This is a genomic window from Archangium lipolyticum (assembly GCF_024623785.1).
GTDB classification, from domain to species: Bacteria; Myxococcota; Myxococcia; order Myxococcales; family Myxococcaceae; genus Archangium; species Archangium lipolyticum.
Window position 1 is genome coordinate 147,358 of sequence record NZ_JANKBZ010000003.1, and the last position, 24,085, is coordinate 171,442.

Annotated in this window: 17 protein-coding genes and 1 pseudogene; 11 read left to right on the forward strand and 7 right to left on the reverse strand. The window is 68.8% G+C overall.

The genetic code is table 11. The annotated features are described in order from the left end of the window. The first annotated feature begins 10 nt into the window (after positions 1-10). The 4 genes and pseudogenes from NR810_RS07730 to NR810_RS07745 all read left to right on the forward strand — a co-directional run bounded on the left by NR810_RS07730 (position 11) and on the right by NR810_RS07745 (position 3,420). On the forward strand, positions 11-1,084 hold the full coding sequence (locus NR810_RS07730) for a type III secretion system effector protein (protein ID WP_257449626.1): 1,074 nt from the start codon (positions 11-13) through the stop codon (positions 1,082-1,084). Between the two features lie 11 nt (positions 1,085-1,095). Then, positions 1,096-1,290, forward strand: a pseudogene (locus NR810_RS07735) (SMI1/KNR4 family protein); the annotation flags it as partial. A gap of 188 nt (positions 1,291-1,478) precedes the next feature. Further along, positions 1,479-2,927 (forward strand): xylulokinase, encoded by a 1,449-nt coding sequence (gene xylB / locus NR810_RS07740; protein WP_257449628.1) that lies wholly within the window; start codon positions 1,479-1,481, stop codon positions 2,925-2,927. 19 nt (positions 2,928-2,946) lie between these two features. Beyond that, a complete protein-coding gene (locus NR810_RS07745; protein ID WP_257449630.1) occupies positions 2,947-3,420 on the forward strand; it encodes an SMI1/KNR4 family protein in 474 nt (157 codons plus the stop codon). Between the two features lie 30 nt (positions 3,421-3,450). Here NR810_RS07745 and NR810_RS07750 read toward each other — a convergent pair whose 3' ends face one another. From NR810_RS07750 to NR810_RS07775, 6 genes are all read right to left on the reverse strand, one after another. Beyond that, positions 3,451-4,932, reverse strand: a complete 1,482-nt coding sequence (locus tag NR810_RS07750; protein ID WP_257449632.1) for a mannitol dehydrogenase family protein — start codon at positions 4,930-4,932, stop codon at positions 3,451-3,453. 11 nt (positions 4,933-4,943) lie between these two features. Further along, on the reverse strand, positions 4,944-6,035 hold the full coding sequence (locus NR810_RS07755) for an ABC transporter ATP-binding protein (protein ID WP_257449634.1): 1,092 nt from the start codon (positions 6,033-6,035) through the stop codon (positions 4,944-4,946). A 15-nt stretch (positions 6,036-6,050) separates the two neighbouring features. After that, positions 6,051-6,884: a carbohydrate ABC transporter permease gene (locus tag NR810_RS07760; protein WP_257449636.1), complete on the reverse strand. Its 834-nt coding sequence runs from the start codon at positions 6,882-6,884 to the stop codon at positions 6,051-6,053. Between the two features lie 11 nt (positions 6,885-6,895). Continuing rightward, positions 6,896-7,771, reverse strand: coding sequence for a carbohydrate ABC transporter permease (locus tag NR810_RS07765; RefSeq protein WP_257449638.1), 876 nt, complete (start codon positions 7,769-7,771; stop codon positions 6,896-6,898). A 46-nt stretch (positions 7,772-7,817) separates the two neighbouring features. Further along, on the reverse strand, positions 7,818-9,143 hold the full coding sequence (locus NR810_RS07770; RefSeq protein ID WP_257449641.1) for an ABC transporter substrate-binding protein: 1,326 nt from the start codon (positions 9,141-9,143) through the stop codon (positions 7,818-7,820). 131 nt (positions 9,144-9,274) lie between these two features. Further along, positions 9,275-10,456, reverse strand: coding sequence for a cytochrome P450 (locus tag NR810_RS07775; RefSeq protein ID WP_257449654.1), 1,182 nt, complete (start codon positions 10,454-10,456; stop codon positions 9,275-9,277). A gap of 186 nt (positions 10,457-10,642) precedes the next feature. On the opposite strand from NR810_RS07775, the gene NR810_RS07780 reads away from it, so the two are divergent. The 3 genes from NR810_RS07780 (at position 10,643) to NR810_RS07790 (ending at position 18,114) form a co-directional block, all read left to right on the forward strand. Further along, the gene (locus NR810_RS07780) at positions 10,643-12,652 is read left to right on the forward strand and encodes a serine/threonine protein kinase (protein ID WP_257449656.1); all 2,010 of its coding nucleotides are present in this window, start codon (positions 10,643-10,645) and stop codon (positions 12,650-12,652) included. Positions 12,653-12,743: 91 nt separating this feature from the next. Continuing rightward, positions 12,744-13,676 carry a DUF2381 family protein gene (locus tag NR810_RS07785; protein ID WP_257449657.1) on the forward strand — a complete coding sequence of 311 codons (933 nt, stop codon included), beginning with the start codon at positions 12,744-12,746 and terminating at the stop codon, positions 13,674-13,676. Positions 13,677-13,761: 85 nt separating this feature from the next. After that, positions 13,762-18,114: an RCC1 domain-containing protein gene (locus tag NR810_RS07790; RefSeq protein WP_257449658.1), complete on the forward strand. Its 4,353-nt coding sequence runs from the start codon at positions 13,762-13,764 to the stop codon at positions 18,112-18,114. A 59-nt stretch (positions 18,115-18,173) separates the two neighbouring features. Here the strand turns inward: NR810_RS07790 and NR810_RS07795 are convergent, their stop codons facing one another. Beyond that, a complete protein-coding gene (locus NR810_RS07795) occupies positions 18,174-18,827 on the reverse strand; it encodes a carbonic anhydrase (protein ID WP_257449659.1) in 654 nt (217 codons plus the stop codon). Positions 18,828-18,940: 113 nt separating this feature from the next. Between NR810_RS07795 and NR810_RS07800 the strand changes: the two genes are divergently transcribed. The 4 genes from NR810_RS07800 to NR810_RS07815 all read left to right on the forward strand — a co-directional run bounded on the left by NR810_RS07800 (position 18,941) and on the right by NR810_RS07815 (position 24,076). After that, positions 18,941-19,903, forward strand: a complete 963-nt coding sequence (locus tag NR810_RS07800; protein ID WP_257449661.1) for a bestrophin family protein — start codon at positions 18,941-18,943, stop codon at positions 19,901-19,903. Positions 19,904-19,960: 57 nt separating this feature from the next. Then, entirely contained in the window at positions 19,961-20,680 is a 720-nt protein-coding gene (locus NR810_RS07805) for a class I SAM-dependent methyltransferase (RefSeq protein WP_257449663.1), read from the forward strand. Between the two features lie 96 nt (positions 20,681-20,776). Further along, on the forward strand, positions 20,777-21,391 hold the full coding sequence (locus tag NR810_RS07810; RefSeq protein WP_257449664.1) for an MEDS domain-containing protein: 615 nt from the start codon (positions 20,777-20,779) through the stop codon (positions 21,389-21,391). Positions 21,392-21,409: 18 nt separating this feature from the next. Next, the gene (locus tag NR810_RS07815) at positions 21,410-24,076 is read left to right on the forward strand and encodes a hybrid sensor histidine kinase/response regulator (protein ID WP_257449666.1); all 2,667 of its coding nucleotides are present in this window, start codon (positions 21,410-21,412) and stop codon (positions 24,074-24,076) included. Positions 24,077-24,085 lie beyond the last annotated feature (9 nt).

A 24,085-nucleotide genomic window follows, 5' to 3' on the forward strand; every position in this document is an offset into this window, starting at 1 on the left:
GAGGTCCGACATGAACACGTTTCCCATCTCGATCGAGCAGGGCAGGTCCAACATCCTCATCTCCGAGTGCACGCACATCGACATGGACGATGTGCTCTGGAGCACGTCGATCGCGCACAAGGTGCGGCGGTACGAGGAGCACAATGAGTCAGCGCTGGACGGCGGCAAGCGGTACGCCGGCTTCAAGGCCCTCGTCATGGGCGCGCTGAAGCAGCTCGCGGGGTATCCCGAGGGTCTCAAGTTGTTGCAGTCCTTGGAGGATGCACTCGCCAAGGGCTCGAATCAGGTGCTCATCCGGCCGGTGGATTCCGGCTGCCACAACGCCATCTCCGCCAACGTCAATCCCGGTGGCATCATCTATGCGGTGAACGTGTCCCGGAAGGAGAAGGGGTACTTCCTCAAGGAGGGCATCAACCCGAGGGGAGGCAGCACGCTCATCGAGCTGGACCCGAACTTCTTCCGCAAGATGAAGCTGACGATCTCGCTGGGGAAGGAGGTGGAGACTCCCGAAGGCATCATCCTCGGCCACGAGCTCATCCACGCCCTGCACATCGCGGCGGGTGTCCAACTGCCCAAGGAGGTGGGAACCGAGTCGTTGTTCCCCATTGCCGAGGAGGAGAGCACCATCGGAGGCGTGAGCGGGACGCGCAACGGCTACCCGCTCGACAAGCTCAAGGACTTCGTCACCGAGAACAAGCTTCGTGACTCCGCCGGGTTCCCCCGCCGCTTCAACTATCAGGTGTTCTTCAACAAGGACTCTTCCGGGCTGACGGTGACGAGCGTGACCGCGGATGCGCTCTTCGACGCCAGGGTCCGCCGCCACGTGCAGTTGGAGAAGAAGAGGAAGACCTCCGTCATCCCCGACCTGCAGCTCCTTCTCATGGCCTTGAAGAACTGGAAGGGCCCCAATCTCCCGGAGAAGTTCAAGACGGAGTTCCTCAAGCTGGGGGAGTGGGAGCAGCTGCGGGTGCTGGAGATCGCGCAGGATGGGCTCGCGATCGGTCGCTCCCTGCTGCAACAGGCCTTCCAGCAGGTCAAGGTGGGCTCCCCCGCGGAGGACTTCCTGAGCGACAGCTTCGTGTAGCTGGGCGTCCGCGCGACCACTTTCCCTATCCGCCTGCCACGCCCGAGCAGATCGAGGAGTTCGAGCGGCGGGTGGGCTGGCGACTCGATCCGGACCTGCGGGCCTTCTATTTGCACTGCAACGGGGCGGAGCTGATTGAACGGCTGCCGGACACCCCTTACCGCATCCTTCCGCTGTCCAAGATTGTTCGAGCACGGGTAGCCATCTCGCCAACTCCTTAGCATCGGCTCCATCGTCGCGACGATGTCCACCTTCCTGCATGGCGAGGTGAAGTTCCCCTCGGACTACGAAAAGGTCTTCGCGCGAGAGCGACTCGAGAGGCTATCCAGGCGGTTCGCGGCCGCCGCGCGTTGAGTCCGCGCGCCTCGGGTCGCGGAGGAGGGGAGGAGAGTGCATGTACCTCGGCATTGATGTGGGAACGTCGTCCGTGAAGGCGGTGCTCGTGGACGACCGGGAGCGCATCGTCGCGAGCGCCAGCGCGGCCCTGGAGGTCTCCCGGCCTCACGCGGGCTGGTCGGAGCAGGATCCGGATGCCTGGGTGCGTGGCTGCGAGCGCGTGCTGGACGAGCTCGCCTCCTCCCACGGGGCGGAGCTGTCGGCCGTCGAGGGCATTGGCCTGTCCGGCCAGATGCACGGCGCGACCCTGCTCGGCGCCGATGACCGGCCGCTGCGTCCGGCCATCCTCTGGAACGACGGACGCTCGGAGGCCGAGTGCCATGAGCTGGAGCGGCGCTGTCCGCAATCACGGCAGATCTCGGGCAACATCGCCATGCCGGGCTTCACCGCGCCCAAGCTGCTCTGGGTCGCCCGGCACGAGCCGGACATCTTCGCGAAGACGCGCAAGGTGCTGCTGCCCAAGGACCATCTCCGGCTGTTCCTCGTCGGCGATCACGTCTCCGACATGTCCGACGCCGCCGGGACGCTCTGGCTGGACGTCGCCCGCCGCACGTGGTCCGAGGAGCTGCTCGCGGCCACGGGACTCTCGCTCGCGCACATGCCGCGGCTGGTGGAGGGCTCGGAGTCCTCCGGCCGGCTGCGGCCCGAGCTGGCCCGGCGCTGGGGCATGACACGCGCTCCGGTGGTGGCCGGGGGCGGAGGAGACAACGCGGCGAGCGCGATCGGCATCGGCGCGGTGCGGCCCGGCGAGGCCTTCGTGTCGCTCGGCACCTCGGGCGTGCTCTTCGTGTCCAACGCCCGCTTCTCGCCGAACACCTCGGGCGCGGTGCATGCCTTCTGCCATGCCGTGCCCGGCACCTGGCACCAGATGGGCGTCATCCTCTCCGCCGCCGCGAGCCTCGAGTGGTTGTCCTCGCTGCTCGGCGAACCGGCGCCCTCGCTGGTCGCGGCCCTGGGCGAGCGCGTTCTGGCTCCCTCTCCGGTGAAGTTCCTGCCCTACCTCTCCGGCGAGCGCACGCCACACAACGATGCCTCGGCCCGGGGCGCCTTCGTGGGACTGGCGCATGGAGACGGACGTACGGCACTGACACAGGCGGTGCTGGAGGGCGTGGCCTATGCCTTCGCCGACTGCCTGCGCGTCCTCTCGGAGGCGGGCACGCAGGTGGCCCGTGCCTCGGTGGTGGGTGGTGGCTCGCGCTCACCCCTGTGGCTGAAGATCCTCGCGAGCGTGCTGGACCGTCCGCTGGACGTACACGCCGAGGGGGACTTCGGAGGCGCGTTCGGCGCCGCCCGCCTGGGCCGGCTCGCGGCGACGGGCGAGGATCCGTTCACGCTCGCCGTGCCGCCACCCGTGGCCCGGACGGTCGAGCCCGACCCGGCGCTCGTTCGCCACTATGCCCAGGAGTACCCGCGCTGGCGCCGGCTGTACCCCGCGCTCAGGGAGTGAACTACACGGACAACTGACGATGACCACGCCCATGAGCCGCTTGCTCGAAGAGGTCTCGCGCGACCACTTCCCGTATCCTCCCGCCACGCCCGAGCAGATCGAGGAGTTCGAGCGACGGGTAGGGTGGCGGTTGGATGAGGACCTGCGGGCCTTCTACCTGCATTGCAACGGGGCGGAGCTGATTGAACGGCTGCCGGACACCCCCTACCGCATCCTCCCGCTCTCCAAGATCGTCCGAGCACGGGTGGCCATCTACGGGGAGGATGATGACAAATGGGGTCCAGCCTCGGTGTATGCCCTCTGCGATGTGCAGGACGGCAACTATGTGCTGGTGGACGTGAGCCGAGAGGAGAGCGGTCGTCATCCTCTCTTCGACGGCGATCATGAAGCCTGGCCAGACCCGGCCTACTGCAAGCAGGTCGCCAGTTCTTTCTCTGAGTTCTTGGAGCAGGTGCTTCGTACCCGGCGCAATCTCTACTGGTTGGGGGAGTGAGCGCGCCGGGTCCACGCGAAGCGAACCCCGTCAGCCAGCCTTCGCCTCGAGTGCCTTGAGCGTCGCCACCACGCCCCGCGTATCGAGCTGCTTGCGCAGGTCGAGGTACAGGTCGACGAAGCCCTTGTTCGCGGGCAGCTGGGTGCCGACGATCTCCGGGATGCCGAGCAGCGTCATCGGCGAGTCGCTCTGGATGACCTTCTCCAGCAGGGGGCGCGCGTTGGGCTCGTTGATGGGGTAGCGCTCGCCCTTCTCGTCCGCGCCTCCGCGCAGGTAGCGGTCATAGGCCGCGAGGAAGAACGCGATGCGGTGATAGGGGCGTCCATTGTCCAGGATGGCGTGCACCGTGGGCATCAGGAAGCCCGGAATCTTCGAGCCACCATCGATGCACAACCGCGCCAGCTGATCGCCCACGGCCCGGTTGGAGAAGCGCCGCAGCAGCGTGGCCTTGTACTCCTCGAGGTCCAGCCCCGGCAGCGAGCGCAGCCACACGCCAGCATCCTGGTCGAGGAAGTCGCGCAGGTAGCCGGAGAAGAGCGGATCGTGCAGGGCGTCGTCCACCTTGCGGTAGCCCGAGAGGTAGGCGGGGTAGGAGAGCATGGTGTGGCTCGCGTTGAGCAGGCGGATCTTCGCCTCCTCGTACGGAGACACGTCCTTCGTGATCATCACGCCCCCGGCCTCCCACTCCGGGCGGCCGTTGCGGAAGTCGTCCTCCAGGACCCACTGGATGAAGTCCTCGCAGATGACGGGGGCGGCGTCGTCGACGTCCGTCATCTCGCGCAGCCGCTGGCGGGTGGCGTCATCCGTGGCCGGGGTGATGCGGTCCACCATCGCGTTGGGGAAGCCCACCTCGCGCTCGATCCACGCGGCCAGCTCCGGATCCCTCGCCTTCGCGAAGGCGACGCAGGCGCGCCGGGCCTGGGCTCCGTTGTGGCGCAGGTTGTCGCAGGACATCACCGTGAAGGGCTTCACGCCCGCCTTGCGCCGGCGGTCCAGCGCCTCGATGAGGTAGCCGAACACCCCCTTGGGCTCCTGGGGGTGCGCCAGGTCATACGCCACCGAGGGGTGCTGGAGGTTGAAGCGGCCGTGCTCGTCGATGAGGTAGCCGCCCTCGGTGATGGTCAACGAGACGATGCGGATGTCCGGGTGGCTCAGCCGGTCGAGCACGGCCTGGGGCTGCTCGGGCGCGTAGAGGTACTCGACCATGGCCTCGACGACGCGCGAGGTGCGCGAGCCGTCCGGAGCCATCTCGCTCACGGTGTAGAGCCCGTTCTGGCGCTTCATGGCCGCGGCCATGGCGGCGTCCTGCGGCAGCAGGTTGACGCCGCAGATGCCCCAGGCCTCGTGGCCTGGCCGGGAGAGGACGCGGTCGAGGTAGATGGCCTGGTGCGCGCGGTGGAAGCCACCCACGCCGATGTGCACGATGCCGGCGCGCAGCTTGCTCCGGTCATAGCCGGGGCGGACGATAGACTTCGGCAGCGCGGAGAGGTGGGCCTGATCCAGGGTATGCATGCGAGGGATGCTCAGGAGTGGGGAGGGTGGTGGATGGCGATGCCGTTGGCATCGAAGACATGGAAACCGTCGGGCCGGATGAGCGCCGAGGCCTGCGTGCCTTCCACCCGTCCGATGTCCGCGGCGCAGCGCACGGTGATCCGGCCGAGGCCCGGCACCGCCAGATAGGCGTAGGCATCACTGCCCAGCCGCTCGATGACCTCGATCTTCCCGTCCAGGGCGACCTGCCCGGGTTGCCCGGAGGTGCCCAGCGTGAGCTGCTCGGGGCGCACGCCGACCGTCACCCGGGCGCCCTCGTCGAGGCGCGGCAGTCCCTCGGGCGCCGGCAGCGGGGAACCGTTCGCCAGCACGAGCTTCCCGTCCTTCCACGTGGCCTCCAGGAAGGCCATCTGGGGCATGCCGAGGAAGCCCGCGACGAACCGGTTGGCGGGGCGGCGGTAGAGCTCCTGGGGCGAGCCGCTCTGCTCGATGTTGCCGGCGCTGAAGATGACCACCTTGTCGGCCAGGGTCATGGCTTCCACCTGGTCGTGGGTGACGTAGATCATCGTCGCCTGAAGGGACTGGTGCAGCCGGGCGATCTCCAGCCGCATTTGCACGCGCAGGGACGCATCCAGGTTGGACAGGGGCTCGTCGAACAGGAAGATGCGCGGCTCGCGGACGATGGCGCGGCCGATGGCGACGCGCTGGCGCTGGCCTCCGGAGAGCGCCGCCGGCTTCCTGTCCAGCAGGGCCTCCAGCTCCAGGATGCGCGCGGCGCGCTGGACCTTCTCCTCGATGACCTTGGGATCCGCCTTGGCCAGGTTCAGGGAGAAGGACATGTTCTGCCGCACGGTCATGTGCGGATAGAGGGCGTAGGATTGGAACACCATCGCCAGGTTGCGTTTGGCGGGTGGCAGGTCGGTGATGGGCTGGCCATCGAGCATGATCTCGCCGGTGGTGGCTTCCTCCAGTCCGGCGATCAGACGCAGCAGCGTGGACTTGCCACAGCCGGAGGGGCCGAGGAAGACGCAGAACTCACGGTCCTCGATGCGCAGATCCACGCCCTTGATGACGCGGGTCTCTCCAAAGGACTTGGTCAGGGATTTGATGTCGAGACGTGCCATGGATGGGGGCTCCGCTTACTTGACCGCGCCGAAGGTCAGACCGCGAACGAGCTGCTTCTGGGAGAACCAGCCGAGCACCAGGATGGGCGCGCAGGCGAGGGTGGAGATGGCGGACAACCTGGCCCAGAACAGACCCTGAGGGCTGGAGAACGAGGCGACCAGCGCGCTGAGGGGCGCGGCCTGGGTGGTGGTCAGGTTCAAGGACCAGAAGGCCTCGTTCCAGCCGAGGATGAGGGACAGCAGTGCCGTGGAGGCCAGTCCGCCCCGGCTCACCGGCAGCAGGACCCGGATCATCTCCTGCGTGGTGGTGGCCCCGTCCATGCGCGCCGCCTCGAGGATGTCCTTCGGGATGTCACGGAAGTACGTGTAGATCATCCACACCATGATGGGCAGGTTGATGAGCGCGAACACCACGATGAGCAGGACGCGCGAGTCGAGCAGCCCCAGGTTCCGCGACAGCAGGTAGATGGGCACCAGCGCTCCCACGCTGGGCATCATCTTGGTGGAGAGCATCCACATCAGGGTGCCGCGGGTGCGTGCGCTGGGATGGAAGGAGAAGCTGTAGGCCGCGGGCACCGCCACCAGCATGCCCAGCAGCGTGGCGCCGCCGCTGATGGCGAGCGAGTTCCAGGCGTAGTGCAGGTAGTTGGTCCGCTCGAGGATCTCCCGGTAGTTCTCCAACGTGGGCCCGAAGAAGAAGTCCGGGGGCATGGAGAACGCCTGCAGCTCGGTCTTGAAGCTGGTGAGCACCATCCAGAGGATGGGGAAGAAGATGATGAGGGCCACGAGCCAGGCGCCCACCGCCCGGGCGATCCCGGCCACGCGGCGTCGTTGTTTCAAGGTCGGCATGGAGGAGGCTCCTAGGCGTCGAGGGATTTGCCGATCAGGCGGATGAGGAAGTAGGCGACCACGTTGGCCAGCAGTACGGCGAAGAGGCCACCCGCCGAGGCCGCGCCCACGTCGAACTCGAGCAGGGCCTGGGTGAAGATGAGGTAGGGCACGTTGGTGGTGGCGTCCCCGGGACCGCCGCCGGTGGTGGTGAAGATCTCCGCGAAGATGTTGAGCAGGAAGATGGTCTCCACCATCACCACGACGGCGATGGGCCGCGCCAGGTGCGGTACGGTGAGGTAGCGGAAGATGGCCACGGGCGTGGCTCCGTCCATCTGCGCGGCCTCCTTCTGCTCCTGGCTCATCGACTGCAGCGCCGTCACGAAGATGAGGATGGCGAAGGGCAGCCACTCCCAGGCAACGATGAGGATGATGGACAGCAGCGGCCAGTCCGCGAACCAGTTGATGGGCGTCAGGCCGAACAGCTGGGACACCCAGGCGAACAGGCCGGACACCGGGTTCATCAGCAGGTTCTTCCACACCAGTGCGCTGACGGTGGGCATGATGAAGAAGGGCGAGATGAGCAGGATGCGCACGATGCCCTGCCCGGGAAATCGCGCGTCCACCAGCACGCTGATGAGCACGCCTCCCACCACGGTGATGACCAGCACGCTGCCCACCAGCAGCAGCGTGTTGAAGACGCTCGTCCAGAAGCTCGGGTACGTGAAGAAGTAGGCGAAGTTCTCCAGCCCCACAAAGGCCGTTCTGCCCGGGTACAGCAGGTTGTAGTACTGCGTGGAGAAGTACAGCGTCATGGCCAGCGGGACGATCATCCACGCGAACAGCATGATGACCGCTGGTGACGCCGTGAGGACTCCGACACGGCGTGGAGGACTGGAGACGCTCATCACCGCACTCCTGATCGAAGGAGAATGAAGCTGGATGGGCCCGCGCTCAGCGGCCGTAGTAACCCGCGCGTGACATGGTGCGCCGCACCGCCGATTGCGAAGTGCTCAGGACCTTGTCCACCTGGGTGTTGCCCGCCAGCGCCCCGGAGATGAGCCGGCCCACCAGCGTGGCGACGGCCTGGAACTCGGGGATGGTGGCGAACTGCACGCCCGTGTACGGCACTGGCTTGAGCGTGGGCGACGTGGGATCCGCCGTGCGGATGGCCTCCAGGGTGACCCTCGCGAAGGGCGTGGCCTTCAGGTATGCCTCGGACTCGTAGGTGGACAGGCGCGTGCCCGGGGGCATGGCCGGGAGACCATGGCGCTGCGCGATGAGCTGGGCGTACTCGCGCGACGTGGCCCAGCCGATGAAGTCGCGCGCCGCCTCCTTCTGCTTCGAGCTGGCCGGGATGGCCAGCGCCCACGTCCACAACCAGGAGGAGCCCTTCGTCGTCACCGCGTGCGGCGCCTTGGCGAAGCCGACCTTGTCCGGCACCTGGCTCTGGGAAGGATCGGTGACGAACGCGCCCGCCACGCTCGCGTCCACCCACATGCCGCACTTGCCCGCGTTGAAGAGCGTCAGGTTCTCGTTGAAGCCGTTGCTGCTCGGCCCGGGCGGACCGTACGTCCCGAGCAGGTCCACGTAGAAGTTCACCGCCTTGTGCCACTCGGGGCTGTCGAGCTGCGGCTCCCACTTCTCGTCGAACCAGCGCCCGCCGAAGCTGTTCACGATGGTGGTCACCAGCGCCATGTTCTCGCCCCAGCCCGCCTTGCCTCGCAGGCAGATGCCATAGATGCCCCTGGCCGGGTCATGCAGCGCCTTGGCGAAGCCGCGGATCTGCTCCCACGTGGGCGACTCGGGCATGCTCAGGCCCTTCGCCGCGAACAGATCCTTGCGGTAGAAGGTGATGGAGCCCTCCGAGTAGAAGGGCAGGGCGTACAGGTGATCCCCATCGCTCAACTGCTTGCGCACGTTGGGCATGAGGTCATCCAGGCCGTAGCTGGCCGGCATCTGGTCCAACGGCACCAGCCAGTTCTGGCGGCCCCACATGGGAGCCTCGTAGGCCCCGATGGTGATGACGTCGAACTGACCGCCTCCGGTGGTGATGTCCGTCGTCAGGCGCTGGCGCAGGGTGTTCTCGTCCAGCACCACCCACCGCAGCCGCACGCCGGGATGCGCCTGCTCGTAGACCCCCGACAAGGCCTGCATCCGCACCATGTCCCCGTTGTTCACGGTGCCGATGGTCAGCGTGGTGTCGGCCCGCGCCGCACCGAGGCTCAACAACAGACCGAGACACAGGATGGTCTCGTGGATGTGATGGATCCTCCGCATGCGGCGCCTCCGTCAGAGCGGCGCGCACAGTAGGCGTCCGGTGTCCAATGCAAACGAGGTGCAATTGGACTCCTGTAACATCCGTCCAGAAGCAAACAGAAATCCCGGCGAGTACAGTATTACGGGATAAATCAGCTGGACGCGTGACGGGTGAAGCGCAGCGGCAGCCGGGCCGGGCCGTGGACCAGGAGCCCCTCGCGCGGTTGCCACGTCTCGTCGCCCGGGCGGTGGAAGTCGGCGAAGTGCTCGAGCAGCTCCGAGAGGGCCACGCGCGCCTCCAGACGGGCCAGCGCCGCGCCCAGGCAGAAGTGGATGCCATGCCCGAACCCGATGTGCGGGTTCGGGTTGCGCGCGATGTCGAAGCGGTCCGGCTCGTGGAAGTGGCCCGGGTCCCGGTTGGCCGCGCCGATCATCGGGAGCACCATCTGGCCCGGCGGGATGCGCTGGCCGTGGAGCTCCACCTCGCGGCGCGACTCGCGGAGCACGAACTGGGTGGGCGAGCGGAAGCGGAGCACCTCCTCGATCGCCGAGGGGAGGAGCTGGGGCTCGTGGCGCAGGCGCGCGAGCTGCTCCGGGTGGTCGAGGAAGCAGAGCATCGCATTGCTGATGGTGCTCGTCGTGGTCTCGGTTCCAGCGAGCAGCAGGAGCTGGAAGAAGCCGAGGATGTCCTCCAGCGAGAGCCGCTGCCCGTCGACCTCTGCTTCGCCCAGCCGGGTGAGGAGATCGTCCCGAGGCACGCGGCGGCGCGCGGCGAGCAGATCCGTGAGGTACAGGCGCATCTCCTCCTTGGCCGCGGCGTGCTCGGCGATGCCTCGGCGTGCCTCCTCGCCGCCGGTCAGCGCGTAGCTGAGCTTCATGATGATCCCCGCCCAGCGCTGGAAGGTCGCCAGATCCTCCGACGGGATGCCGAGCATCTCCGCGATCACCAGCGTGGGGAGCAGGTCCGAGTAGTCGCCGACCAGGTCCAGCTCACCGCGCTCCAGGTGGCGGGAGAGGAGTTGCCGGGAGAGCTCGCGCACGCGCGGTTCGAGCGCGGAGATGGACCGGGGGGTGAACGCGCGCAGCACGATGGTGCGCAGGTTCGAGTGGCGGGGTGGATCCGAGAAGATCATCCAGTCCGGCGCCTTGCCGGTAGGGGGCGTCACCTCGGAGCTGAAGGCCTCGGGGTCGGTGACCGCGCGCTTGACGCTCTCGTAGTCGAACAGCATCCACATGTCGGTCCCGGGGAAGTTCAGGACCGGTGAGCTACCGCGCATCTGCTCGTAGAGCGGATATGGGTCGCGGCGCATCTCTTCGCTGAGCAGGTGCATCATCGGCGGGCTCCTCCTCCTCAGGGTTCTAGGGCGACCTGGTGACCTTTGTACTGGGCGGAACTGTACACGCCGTGACGAACTGTAGAAGGCGTCGGCCCAGGCGCGAATTCGAGCAACTGGTCCGATGGTTGGACCAGCCTGTCGCCAGCGGTCATGTTACGCTGCACCACTTCGGAGGTGCAGTGCATGAACGGAGCCCAGCCTTCTCGGCCAGGACATGAAGGAGCCCGGCGGCAGCTGCCGCATCCGCCTCGACGGCACGACGCGCCGGAGCAGCACCTGCCCCAGGTGGGGATGGAGGTGGCCGGCTACCGGCTGGAGGCCACGCTGGGCAGCGGCGGCCAGGGCACCGTGTTCCGCGCCCGGCGCGAGAACCTGCTCTTCGCGGTGAAGTTCATCCCCCGGCCCCATGCGGCCTCCTGGGCCCGGCGTGAGCTGGACGTCATGGTGAAGCTGGGGCTCGCGGGAGGGGTGCCGTTGGTGGGACACGGCCAGTGGCCCGCCCTCGAACCCCGCTTCCTCTTCCTCGTCACGCCCTATGTGCACGGGCTTCCGCTGGACGCCTGGGCCCGGGAGCACAACCCCAACGCGCTCGAGGTGGCGGACCTGGTGTGTCAGGCCGCGCGGCAGTTGGGGGTGGTACACGCGGCCGGGGTCGTCCACCGGGACGTGAAGGGGTCCAACCTGCTGGTGTCCGGCGAGCGTCGGCTGGTGCTGGTGGACTTCGGGGTGGCCACCTATGAGGGCGCTCCCACGGTGACGGGGCCGCTGCCTCCGGGCACCTGGCCCTATCTCAGTCCCCGGGTGTGGCGCTCCTGGCGCGGTGAGGAGGACTCGCGCGCCAGCCCGGGTGATGACCTCTGGGCCCTGGGCGTGGAGCTCTACCAGTTGCTCACCGGCGGGCTGCCCTTCCGGGGAAGCGAGGGCAAGCTGGTGCACGCCATCCTGCATGAGGAGCCGCGGGTACCGCACGAGCTCAACCCGCGAGTGCCCAGGGCACTGGGAGAGGTGTGCTGGCGCATGCTGCGCAAACAGCCCGGCGAGAGGTACGCGGACGCGCGGGCGGTGGAGGCGGCGCTGGAGGAGGTGCTGAAGCAGGCGGACGAGGCGTGGAAGGTGCCGCTGTGCGAGGCCTGGGGTCCCCACAACGCCACCACCTCGTGGCAGCCGGAGCTGGGGGGATGCGTGGACCTGCTGGCGCTCTACGAGCGCCGGGCCTCCTACGCGCAGCGGCCGGTGAGAGGCAAGCCGCGTCCACCGGACGAGATGTCTACCCAGGGCGAGCCCGGAGACGTGCTGCCTGGACCCGAAGAGCCAGCGAGACCGCGTGCCCCGGATGCGTCCGCCGTGCGCTCGCCTCGGCTGCTCCATGCGGCCGGAGCGGTGCTGGCGCTGGGCCTGAGCGTGTGGCTCGCCGTGCACCTGCCACCACGTCCCTCCGTGTCCACGACCTCACCGGTGGGGACACCCCTGGCCGTCCTACCGCCGGAGTTCTACCCCATCACGCTCGAGCCAGGTGGCCAGGAAGTGGCGCCCCCGTGGCGGCGGCTGGAAGGTGACGGCGGCGCGGCGCCCGAAGCGGCGGCAACCCCCGCGCCCGTCGCCAGCGCGACGCACTCCCAGGACACGCGCGTGAGGACACTTCGCAAGGCGCCCCAGGACACCCCACAGCAGCCCAAGAGCACGACCTCCACGGCCACGAAGGCGGGGGCGGCCCTCATCGGCTGCGCCCTCGCCACCGGTTGCCCCGGCCCCACCACCACCGCCGTCCAGGTGCGGTCCCTGCCCGCTCCCACCGAGTGCCCAGCCGACGCGGTGCAAACCATGAAGGCGCTGGGCTTCCGCATCGGCAAGAGCGAAACCGCCCTGCTCCCCCGACAGGACGAGAGCGAGCCCTTCGTTCCCGTGCGCGAGGGCCCGGGCACCACGATGAGAATCATCTTGGAAAACCCCACAGCGGAGGTGCCCAGGGGCTCCGTGGTCTCGGGCGAGCTCTTCTTCGGCACGGACCGCATCCACGGTCGCTTCACCCAGCTTCACACGTCGAATGGGCACACGTACCCCATCTGCATGGTGCTCGTTGACCGGAGCGACCGCATTGGGGTGGGCGGCAAGCAGGTGAAGCCAGGCGAGAAGCCGGGCACCCTGCTCATGTCGTGGTCCGAGGGCGTCATGCCGGTGGAGCGTTTCAAATAGCGGGCCCTGCCAGGTGGGCAGGGGCGGATGAAAGCCAGGGGCGACGTAGCAGGTACTTGTTCGCCCGCGCACTCCGGAGGTAGCACGGCTCATGCCCGGCTTGCCACCCACCGTCCCCCTGCTGCTCGCGCTCCTCGCCACGACACCAGCCCTCGCCGAGCCCCCGTCCGAAGTCTGGGACACGGTGGCCGCTCGCCACCTCGAGCTGACGGCGGAGAGCCCCGGGCAGGCGCACGAGGTGCGTATCAGCCCTGGCCTCACCACCAACCTGGTGTTCAACGCGCCGCTGCTGCGCGGCGGGGTGGTGCTGGAGGCGCGCGAGCGCTTCCGGGTGGTAACGGTGGACGAGGCCACGGGCTTCGTTGCGCTCCTGCCCTCGGGGACGCTGTCACCGGGACAGCAACTGCGCCTGGAGGTGCGCTTCGCGGATGGCGCGGTACCGGCGAGCGTTACCTTCCGGCTGATGGTGCACCCCACCCGGGCCGAGCCGCAGGTGAATGTGTACCGCCAGCCGCGCTCGGCCGAGTCCTTTCAACTGGAGGCGAGACAGGAGCACGAGCGGGCCGAGCGGTGCGAGGCGCGGCTGGCACAAACCCAGACAGAGCAGAAGAGTCCCGGGGGCCTCATCGGGCTCATCGACTCCGGGCTGGTGGTGGGTGGAGAGGGGGTCATGGCCCTGGACATTTCAGACACCACCCGGCAGCCCCCCGGAGAGACCCTCAAGAACAGCAAGGCATTCAGCTACCGCGCAGAGGGACGGGTGGCAGTGGCGCTGGAGGTGGACAACACGAGTGCGCAGCCCTGGGCGGTGGACGCGGAAGGCGTGGCGCTGGTGGGTAGGGGAGGTGTACGGCTGCGGGTACTGCGCGTGTGGCAACCGGAGCCCCTTCCTCCAGGAGGAATGAGACGTGTGGTGGTGGAGGCGGAGGCCACGGAGGAGCAGGCCCGTGGCACCTTCCTCTTGAAGCTGGGGGAGGCCGGCGGACCGCGCACCGTCACCTTGCGTGACGTCACCTTCCCTTGAACCTCCAACCCAGAGCGTGACGTGATGACTCGACTTCTGATCGGCCATTGGGTTTGTTGCGCTCCTCATCTCGAAGGGGAGTTCCATGCAACGCCGAAGCAGTCCGAGCAGTGTCCCGCTGGTGTTGGCGCTCGTGAGCGCCATGCTGGCGGTGGGGTGTGAGAGCCGGGAGACGACGCAGGGGCAGGGGGCAGCACCGGGGACGGTGCGTGCCGCCAGCCTCACCGCGCGGGTCCGGCTGACCACCCGGCAGAGTCACGCCCTGTATCTCTCGCCCGAGGGAACGCTCTGGGCCTGGGGGCGGAACACCACTTCCCAGCTCGGCGATGGAACCACCACCCAGCGCTTCACTCCCGTGCTGGTGACCGCCATTTCGGGCGTGGTGGACGCCTCGGCCGGCGCCGCGCACTCCCTGGCGCTCAAGCCCGATGGCACCGTCTGGGCCTGGGGAGATGGCTCCTACGGTCAGCTCGGCGATGGAAGTAACTCCGTCGTCCAGACGGCGGTACAGGCACAGGGCCTCACCGGTGTGACGTTCCTCTCCGCGGGCGCCTACCACTCGCTGGCGCTCAAGAGCGACGGCACCGTCTGGGCCTGGGGTTACAACGGCTCCGGCCAGCTCGGGGACGGGACCTCCATGCACCGCTCCACCCCGGTGCGAGCGCAAGGGCTCACCGGCGTGACGGCCATCTCCGGGGGGCGTGACCACTCGTTGGCGCTCAAGAGCGACGGCACCGTCTGGTCCTGGGGTTACAACGGCTCAGGCCAGCTCGGCAATGGGACCACCACGGGCAGCCCCACTCCCGTTCAGGTGCAGGGTCTCACCGGTGTGACGGCCATCTCCGCGGGGGATGGGCATTCGCTGGCGCTCAAGGGCGATGGCACCGTCTGGGCCTGGGGTGACAACACCAACGGCCAGCTCGGCAACGGAACCACCACCCGGCAGCTCGTTCCCGTGCAGGTGCAGGGCCTCGCTGGCGTGACCGCCCTCGCCGCGGGATACACTCACTCGCTGGCGCTCGAGAGCGACGGCACCGTCTGGTCCTGGGGTGACAACTCCTTCGGCCAGCTCGGCGTCGACGACGCCCTCCAGCACACCACCGCGGTGCCAGTGCCCGGCCTGACGGGCATCGCCGCCATCGCCGCGGGCCAGGACAACAACCTCGCCTTGCACACCAACGGCTCCCTCCTGGCCTGGGGCAGCAACAGGGCGGGCGAGCTCGGGGTCGGCTCCAGGATCATCTCCCTCAATGCGGTCCCGGTGCCGGGATTCGCCGATGCAACGGCCCTCTCCGGAGGCGAGCACTTCACGGTGGCGTTGAAGCAGGACGGCACCGTCTGGACGTGGGGCAACAACAACCTCCGCCAGCTCGGCGACGGATCCGCCGTGACGTTGCGCAATGAGCCGGTGCAGGTGCCGGGCCTCACGGGAGTGACGGCCATCAGCGCTGGCTCGTACCACGCGTTGGCACTCAAGAACGATGGCACCGTCTGGACGTGGGGTGAGGACCTGGCCGACACGCTCGGCACCGGGACCACCCGGGATCCCACTCCCGTTCAGGTGCCGGGCCTCACGGGGGTGACGGCCGTCGCAGCGGGTGAGCGCTACTCCATGGCCCTCAAGAATGATGGCACCGTCTGGACGTGGGGCGGCAACGGCTTCGGGCAGCTCGGCGATGGCACCTCCCAGGGCCGTTCCTCCCCGGGTCAGGTGCCGGGCCTCACGGGGGTGACGGCCATCAGCGCGGGCTGGTATTCCGTGTCGGTGCTCAAGAACGATGGCACCGTCTGGACCTGGGGTGACAACACCTTCGGCCAGCTCGGCAATGGCACCACCACGGGGCGCTTCACCGCGGGGCAGGTACCGGGCCTCACGGGGGTGATCGCTCTCACCACGGGTTCCGACCACGTGCTGGCGCTCAAGAACGATGGCACCGTCTGGGCCTGGGGTGACAACACCTTCGGCCAGCTCGGCACCGACAGCACGGACTTCCTGTCCAAGACGCCCGTACGGGTGCAGGCCCTCTCCGGGGTGACGGCCGTCTCCGCGGACGGCAGGCACTCGCTGGCGCTCAAGAGCGATGGCACCGTCTGGGCCTGGGGCCGCAACGCCCAGGGGCAGCTCGGTGACGGCACCACCACGGACCGTTCCACCCCCGTGCAGGTGTCCGGCCTCTCCGGCGTGACGGCCATCGCCTCGGGCGGTTCGTTCTCCCTGGCGCTGACCCCGGGAGGCTCCGTCCACGCCTGGGGCTACAACGGCTACGGCCAGCTCGGCCAGGGCATCTCCGACCTCTCGTACGAGCCGTACCCCGTGACGGGGTTCAGCTTCTCCGCCACGACGCCCGTTCCCCGCCTCGCCGCGGGGAGCGGCCACACCCTGTTCGTCCGGGGCAATCAGACGTTGAGCAGCTGGGGCGGCAACTGGTCCGGACAGCTCGGCGAGGGGAGCACCACGCTGCGCATCGCGCCCGGCGCGGTGACGGGCCTCACGTGTGTGCGCGCCACCGCGGCCGGTATCAACCACTCGCTGGCCCTGCTGTGTGATGGCACCGTCAAGGCCTGGGGCTACAACGGCAGTGGCCAGGTCGGCAATGCCGCCTACCAGAGCGAGACCCCGCAGACGGTACCGGGCCTGTCGGGCATCCAGTCCGTCGCCGCGGGCGGCTTCGTCTCCCTCGCGCTGAAGAACGACGGCACCGTGTGGGCCTGGGGTGCCAACGACTACAGCCAGCTCGGGGTTGCCGCCACCACGGGCAGGAGCGCGGCGCTCCAGGTTCCCGGCCTGACGGGCGTCATCGCCGTCTCCACCGGCGGCGACCATGTCCTGGCGCTCAAGGGGGACGGCACCGTGTGGGCCTGGGGGAAGAACGACTCCGGGCAGCTCGGGGATGGCACCACCACGAACCGCTCCTCTCCGATCCAGGTGACGGGGCTCACGGGCGTGGCGTTCATCTCGGCGGGTGCCAACCACTCGTTGGCCGTGCGCGAGGACGGCACCGTGTGGGCCTGGGGAAAGAACGACACCGGACAGCTCGGTGATGGCACCTCGAGCTCCCGCTCCTCCCCGGTGCAGGTGCCGGGGGTGGTGGGTGCTCGCGAGGTGGCGGCGGGCCCGAGCCACTCGCTGGTCCGGCTCGCCAATGGCTCCCTCCGGGCCTGGGGCTACAACTCCTACGGCCAGCTCGGGGATGGCTCCACAGCGACGCGCCGCGGCGCGGTGACCGTGGTGAACCTCTCCGGCGCCGTGACGATCGCCGTCGGTGCCTTCCACAGCGCCGCCCTGCTGGCCGATGGCACGCTGCGCACGTGGGGAAGCAACGAGTACGGCCAGCTCGGAGACTCCGTCTCCGGCCCGCGCGTGTACCCGGTGAACACGTCCCTGACCACCGCGCTGGCGTGGGATGCGGGCAAGAGCCACGCGCTGGCCGTGGCCTCGGACAGGACCGTCCTGGCCTGGGGCCGCGGCCTCTCCGGCGCACTGGGGACGAGCACCGCCGCCAGCGGCGTCCCGCAGACGGTGCCGGGCCTCACGGGCGTCGCCGACGTGTCCGCGGGCAATGCCCTGTCGCTCGCGGTGAAGCAGGATGGCACCGTCTGGAGCTGGGGCGACAACACCTCCGGCCAGCTCGGCATCCCCTCCACCACGGCCTCGCGCATCACCCCGGGGCAGGTGGCGGGACTGCCCGCTGGCATCACCCGCGTCTCCGCTGGCGGCCAGCACTCCCTGGCGCTGGCCTCCAATGGAACCGTGTGGGCCTGGGGCGGCAACAGCTCCGGCCAGCTCGGGGATGGCACCACCACCTCGCGCCACACCCCCGCCCAGGTGCCCGGCCTCACGGGTGTCACCGCCATCGTCGCCGGTAACGTCTACTCCATGGCCTTGAAGAGCGATGGCACCGTGTGGACGTGGGGCGACAACGAGTTCGGTCAGCTCGGCAACGGCACCTTCTCCGACTCCTCGATCCCGGTGCAGGTGGTGGGCCTGCCGTCCGCCACCCTCATCACCGCGGGAGAAGGGTTCGCCGTGGCCGCGGCGAACTACGAGGTGTGGGCCTGGGGCAACAACGAGCTCGGCCAGCTCGGAGAGGACACCTACGTCTCGAGTGCCTCCCCGGTGCAGGTGTCGTACACCGGCTACCGCATCACCAGCCTCAGCGCGGGAACCAGCCACGTGGTGATGGCGGCGGAGTACGGCCTCACCTACGGCTGGGGCACCAACTGGTACGGAGAGCTCGGCATCGACAACAATGAAATCCGGAGCTCGCCCACCCTGCTGCCCCAGAGCCTGCAGTCCGTCTCGGCGGGTGGCGACTTCTCGCTGGCCCAGCAGCTCGAGGACAACTCCATCGCCGTCTGGGGCAGCAACCTCCACGGGCAGCTCGCACAGGGCGTCCCGGGTTGGCGCACGACGCCGAACCCCGTCACGTTGCCGTAGGACGGGAGCGGGGCAGGGCGCCGGAGGGACTCGGGTCTCGAGCTCCCTCCGGCGGGGGGTCAGTGCTCCTGGAGCTCGAAGAAGTCGACCTCGCCGGTCTCCAGCGAGTACTCGGCCCCCACGATCCACATCCCTTCTTCCAGGATGAGCCGCTCGAGCAGGCGGCTGCCGTGGCGCAGGTGGGCGCACGACTGCCGGACGTTGGCGCGCACGGCCTCGCGCATGAGGAACTCCCTGTCGGCGTTCGGACCGGCGGCCTGGACCACGCTCTCCACCGCGGGGCGGCACCGGTCGACGAGGTCGCGGATGTTGTCCGAGGGCGTCCTCACCTGGTGCTGGATGAAGTCCAGCGTGGCCTTGATGGCGCCACAGGACGAGTGGCCCATCACCACCGCCAGCCGCGTCCCGAAGGTGGCGGCCGCGAACTCCACGCTTCCCACCAGCGAGGGGGCCACGACGTTGCCGGCCACGCGGATGACGAAGAGGTCGCCCAGGCCTTGATCGAAGACGAGCTCCGAGGGCACGCGCGAGTCGGAGCACGAGAGGATGGTGGCGAACGGATGCTGCCCGGCCACCAGGGCGGAACGTGCCGCCTGCCCCACGGGGACGTGCAGGTTGCGCGCGGTATGGCAGAAGCGCGCGTTGCCCTCGCGCAGACGTTGGAGTGCCTGATCCGCGGGGAGGGGAGGCGGGGGAATGCCAACGAGTCTCATGTCCGGGCTCCTCTCATTCATGGTTGGTGTCTCCAGACCGGTTCCGCACCGGACGGCCGTATGCCTGCTCCCCCTACCTTGTCACGGCCGGGCGGGAGTCCCATGGTTTTCCTGTGTCGTGGAGCGGAAAGAGGGCCTCGGGCCGTTGGCTGCTGCATTTCTGGAGGGACGCCCTCAGCTGGCACGGCACGGTGACCCCGTTCGTGATGCCGCAGGTGCTCCTGTTCGGGCTCTACGGGCTGCTCGTGGGAATCGTTCACGAGCTGTACGACTGGACGGGCCTGGAGAGCGGGCCGGTGCAGTTCACCGCGGCCTTCCTGGCCCTGCTGCTCGTGCTACGCACCAACTCGGGCTACGAGCGCTGGTGGGAGGCACGCAAGCTGTGGGGCGGTATCGTCAACCAGTCGCGCAACCTGGCCATCGCGGGGCTCTCCTACGGGCCGCGAGACACGGAGTGGCGGGAGCGGTTCGTGCGGTGGACGATCGCCTTCAGCCACGTGTCCCGGCGCAGCCTGCGCGGCGAGCGGGAGCTACCCGAGTTGATCTCCCTGCTGCGTGACGGGGGGGCGGCCGAGCGCATCGCCCGGGCCCAGCACATGCCCTCGTTCGTCGCCCAGGCAATCGCCGGCCTGCTGCGCGAGGCCATGGATCGCGGAGGGATGGAGCGCGTCGCGCTGCTCGCCATCGACCAGGAGCGGGCCCGGCTCATCGACCACGTGGGAGGGTGCGAGCGCATCCTCAAGACGCCCCTGCCGCGCGTCCACACCGTCAAGCTGAGGCGCTTCATCCTGCTCTACCTGTTGGCGTTGCCCATCGCCGTGGTGGGACCTCCGTGGTGGGTGCCCGGGCTGGTGACGGCCCTGGTGGCCTATCCGCTCCTGGCCATCGATCAGATCGCCGTCGAGTTGGAGAATCCCTTCTCGCCGAGGAACCTCAGCCACCTGCCCCTGCACTCCATCTGCGAGACCATCGAGGGAAACCTGCTCGCGCTGCTCGACGAGGAGGAGTCGCTTCCGATGCCACCGCCCCGGGGCAGGGCTCCGCGCGTTCCCCTGCCCCAACCCCTGGACGGCTGAGGCCGGGACTTCGATTGACGGCTTCCCGTCGCCGGGCCGCTGGCCCATGCTGTGCCCATGACCCACGATGATCTGGAGGACTTCGAGCTCCCGTTCTTCCAGCGGCTCGTCATCCAGCTCTGGGCGCTGCTCCTCGGCTTCATCACCCGGCTCACGGACGTGCTGTTGCTGCTCTTCCGTCCGCGGTTGCTGCGGCCCTACTTCGGCATCTGGCTCGCCGAGCGCCTCCACTCTCCCTATCGCGCCCGGCGCACCTTCGAGGTGGTCCGGGCCCTGAAGGCCACGGGCCAGCGGTTCCGCGAGCTCATCTACGGTGAAACACCGCTGGTGACCGCGCTCCTGGCCTTCCGGCGCGCCGGAGTCGGCCCGGGCTGCCGGCTGGTGGACCTCGGGGCGGGCCGGGGGAGGGTGCTCATCGCGGCCCGGTGGCTGGGGGCCGAGGTGCGCGGCGTGGAGCTCCTCGCCGACCACGTGACGAGCGTGGCGAAGTGGCTCCAGCCCGCGGGCATCACCCTCGTCGAGGGGGACGCCACGCGCGCGGACCTGGGTGACGCCACGCACGTCTTCACCAACTGGCTGGCGCTCACCCCCGAGACGAAGGCCCGGCTCGTCGAGCGCTTCCGTGACTGCCGCCCCGGCACCCGCATCATCACGGTGACACGGCCCATCGAGTCCGAGGACTTCCCCGTCCTATCCAGCTACCGGATGCTCTTCACCTGGGGCTTCGAGCGCGTGTGGATCCACGAGTACCGGCCCGCCGCTCGTATTTCAATCTGACACTGGGGCTGTCCTCTACCGGACGGCCTCCATCCCGCGTGGTCCAAGCCTTCCAGCAACAGGGTATTTTGAAGCTGTGCTGGTAGGAGGTCCGCCATGAGGGAAGTGACCGTCGCGGGAAGGAAGCTCCACCACTTTCACATCGCCGCGTTCTTCCGGTCTCCCGAGGAAGAGTACGAGGTGCTCCGCTCGTACATCAAAGAGGGGATCGACGCGGGCGAGAAGACGGTCCACATCTGCGATCCCTGCCGGAGACAGGAGCACCTGAAGTACCTCGAGCAGATGGGCATCCCCACCGACGACTGCACGCGGACGGGGCAGCTCGAGGTGCTGGGGTGGAACGAGGCCTACCTCAAGAACGGCCGCTTCGACTCGGAAACGATGATGGCGCTCCTCGAGGAGCTGGTGATGACGAGCCGCGCCGAGGGCTTCTCCCGCATTCGCATGATGGGGCACATGGAGTGGGCGATCGATGAGCGGCCGGGACTGGAGCAGGTCCTGGAGTACGAGGCGCGCGTCAACCACCTGCTCAACCGGTTGGAGCAGCCCGCGATCTGCGTCTACGACCTCAACCGTTTCAATGGCTCGACCGTCATCGAAGTGCTGCGAACCCACCCGTACGCCATCGTCTCGGGCGTGCTCCAGGAGAACCCATTCTATGTCCCGCCCGAGGTGTTCCTGGGCCGCGCCCCGAAGAACGAGCGCTCCTGAGGCAGGAAGGCCGCGCATTTGACTCGCGAGCGGACCTTTCGTCTTCCGGATCTCGCCGAGCAGGGTGCGCTCGCACTCCGCCGGCAGGTCAACGATCTGTTCGAGCTCCTCGAGCTGTCTTCCGCCTGGCAGGGCATGAGACCGGAGGAGATCGCCCAGAGTGTCATCGACCTCCTGGTCTCCCAGCTGCGTCTCGACGTGGCCCTGCTGCGCATCCAGGGGCTGGAGGGGGAGCTCGAGCAGCGCTTCCCCCTGGACCTGGACCGCGAGGCGCTCCTGGCCGCGAGCCGAGGGACGAGCCCGGACTCGCCGGCGGCCTTCGAGCTGTCCCGGCCGAACCCCCTCGGCCGGACCGCCGTCCGCGTCGTCGAGGTGCCGCCCCTGGGTGAGCCCGGCATGGTCATCGTCGGCTCGTGGCGTGAGAACTTCCCCACCCCGCACGAGCGGCACCTGCTCCGGGCGATCGCCAACCAGGTCGCGCTCGCGGTGCAGTCCAGCCGGGAGGCCTTCGCGCAGCGCAGGCTCGCCGAGGAGCGGGGCCGCCTCGAGCGGATGAACTCCGCGCTTTCCAAGCTCCACGCCGTCTCGGATGGACTCTCCCGCACGCACACCTGCCTTCAGGTCGCGGAGGTGATCCTCTCCCAGGGACTGGCCGCCATGGGAGCGCACGCGGGGAGCATGTACCTGGTCGACGAGACCGGGACCGAGCTGTGCCTGGTCAAGGCGGTGGGCTACCCCGAGACGCTGCTGCGCAACTACCTCCGCATTCCGATGGACTCCCCCCTGCCGATCGCGGAGGCCTTCCGCCAGCGGCGGGGCGTCTTCTCCGCCTGGGGTGACGGCTCCTCCCTCACGGAGGAGCACGGGCCACCCCGGCCGCCCCCCAATACCGATGTCTTCGCCTCCGTTCCCCTGGTGATTGGCGATCGGTGCCTCGGCGGGATGGGCTTCAACTTCCCCGCGGCGCGGCGGTTCGCGGAGGACGAGCGCGCGTTCATCCTGGCCATCTCCCAGCAGGCGGCGCAGGCGTGTGATCGCGCCCGGCTCCTCGAGGCCGAGCGGCATGCCCGGCTCATGGCGGAAGCGAGGCAGCAGCGGGCGGATCTCCTCTCGGAGGCGAGCGCGCTCTTCGCCTGCTCGTTGGATCTGGGGGAGACCTTCTCCCGGGTCGCGCACCTGTTGGTGCCGCGCTTCGCCGACTGGATCGTGCTGCAGGTGACGGAGCGCACGGCTTCCGGCGGCGACGAGACGCGGACGGTGGTCGTCCACCGCGACCCGGCGAAGGTCGAGAGCGCGCGGGAGCTGGGCCTCTCGTTGCTCTCCTCGACGCGGAACGAGCAGCGCACGTGCGTCACGAACAACTCGGTCATCGCGCCAGTCATGGCGAGGGGCCGGACCCTCGGTGCCATCGTCGTGGGGTCCGAGGCGGTGGGGCGGTACGACACCGAGTCCCTGGAGCTCGTCGCGGAGCTGGGCCTGCGTGCCGGAGTGGCGCTCGACAACGTGCGCCTCTACCAGGAGGCACGTGAGGCGGACCGCCGCAAGGACGAGTTCCTCGCGATGCTCGGACACGAGCTCCGCAATCCGCTCTCGCCGATGGTCACGGCCCTTCACCTGATGCGGATGAAGGAGGGCGGGGACTTCGATCGTGAGCGGACGATCATCGGGCGGCAGGTCGAGCACCTCATCCGGCTGGTGGATGACCTGCTGGATGTCTCGCGCATCACGCGCGGCAAGATCCAATTGAAGCGCGGGCGCGTCGATCTGCTGACCGTGCTGGCCAAGGCCGTGGAGATGGCGAGCCCCCTGCTGGAGCAGCGGGCGCACCACCTGGTGTTGCCCGCCACGGGCGAGCCGCTCTTCGTCGATGGAGATCCTGCCCGGCTCGCCCAGGTGCTGGCGAACCTCCTCAACAACGCCGCGAAGTACACCGACCCCGGGGGACGCATCGTCGTCACCGCGGCCGCGGAAGGGGAGCAGGCGGTGTTCCGGGTCCGGGACAACGGCGCGGGCATCGCGCCCGAGATGCTCCCGAGGGTCTTCGACATGTTCGTCCAGGAGGATCGGTCGATCGATCGCTCCCAGGGGGGACTCGGCCTGGGCCTGGCGATCGTCCGCAGCCTGGTCGAGCTCCATGGGGGGACCGTCTTGGTGCACAGCGAGGGGCTGGGCCGTGGCAGCGAGTTCGTGGTCCGCCTGCCGCTCGCCGCGCCGGACGTCTCCGCCTGCGACGCGATCTGGAGCGGCTCACCCGAGATGTCCGCCCGTGGCGAGGATCACGCGGTGCGGCTCCTCGTCGTGGACGACAACCGCGACGCGGCCGAGCTGCTCACCGAGCTCCTGGAGGCGAAAGGCTACGTCATGAGGGTGGCCCATGACGGACCCGCGGGGCTCGAGGCGGCCCGCGCGTTCCGGCCGCACCTCGCGCTGTTGGACGTCGGCCTGCCGGTGATGGATGGCTACGAGCTCGCCTCGAGGCTCCGCCAGGAGCCCCCCCTGGGGGACATCAAGCTGGTGGCCATCACCGGTTATGGCCAGGACTCCGACCGCCGTCGCGCGCACGCGGCGGGGTTCGACGTGCACCTGGTCAAGCCCATCGATCCCGGCCAGCTGCTCCACGTCATCCGCGAACTGCTCGGAGAGTCGGGCGAGCGTGGGAGGGTGGCGACCCAGAGCTCGCCTTGACGTCGCTTG

Coding starts and splice junctions, on each gene's coding strand:
- NR810_RS07760 (WP_257449636.1), bottom strand. CDS start 6,884: ATGCCGACCTTGAAACAACGACGCCGCGTGGCCGGGATCGCCCGGGCG.
- NR810_RS07755 (WP_257449634.1), bottom strand. CDS start 6,035: ATGGCACGTCTCGACATCAAATCCCTGACCAAGTCCTTTGGAGAGACC.
- NR810_RS07790 (WP_257449658.1), top strand. CDS start 13,762: ATGCAACGCCGAAGCAGTCCGAGCAGTGTCCCGCTGGTGTTGGCGCTC.
- NR810_RS07745 (WP_257449630.1), top strand. CDS start 2,947: ATGACCACGCCCATGAGCCGCTTGCTCGAAGAGGTCTCGCGCGACCAC.
- NR810_RS07805 (WP_257449663.1), top strand. CDS start 19,961: ATGACCCACGATGATCTGGAGGACTTCGAGCTCCCGTTCTTCCAGCGG.
- xylB (WP_257449628.1), top strand. CDS start 1,479: ATGTACCTCGGCATTGATGTGGGAACGTCGTCCGTGAAGGCGGTGCTC.
- NR810_RS07795 (WP_257449659.1), bottom strand. CDS start 18,827: ATGAGACTCGTTGGCATTCCCCCGCCTCCCCTCCCCGCGGATCAGGCA.
- NR810_RS07770 (WP_257449641.1), bottom strand. CDS start 9,143: ATGCGGAGGATCCATCACATCCACGAGACCATCCTGTGTCTCGGTCTG.
- NR810_RS07750 (WP_257449632.1), bottom strand. CDS start 4,932: ATGCATACCCTGGATCAGGCCCACCTCTCCGCGCTGCCGAAGTCTATC.
- NR810_RS07780 (WP_257449656.1), top strand. CDS start 10,643: ATGAACGGAGCCCAGCCTTCTCGGCCAGGACATGAAGGAGCCCGGCGG.
- NR810_RS07775 (WP_257449654.1), bottom strand. CDS start 10,456: ATGATGCACCTGCTCAGCGAAGAGATGCGCCGCGACCCATATCCGCTC.
- NR810_RS07785 (WP_257449657.1), top strand. CDS start 12,744: ATGCCCGGCTTGCCACCCACCGTCCCCCTGCTGCTCGCGCTCCTCGCC.
- NR810_RS07810 (WP_257449664.1), top strand. CDS start 20,777: ATGAGGGAAGTGACCGTCGCGGGAAGGAAGCTCCACCACTTTCACATC.
- NR810_RS07730 (WP_257449626.1), top strand. CDS start 11: ATGAACACGTTTCCCATCTCGATCGAGCAGGGCAGGTCCAACATCCTC.
- NR810_RS07765 (WP_257449638.1), bottom strand. CDS start 7,771: ATGAGCGTCTCCAGTCCTCCACGCCGTGTCGGAGTCCTCACGGCGTCA.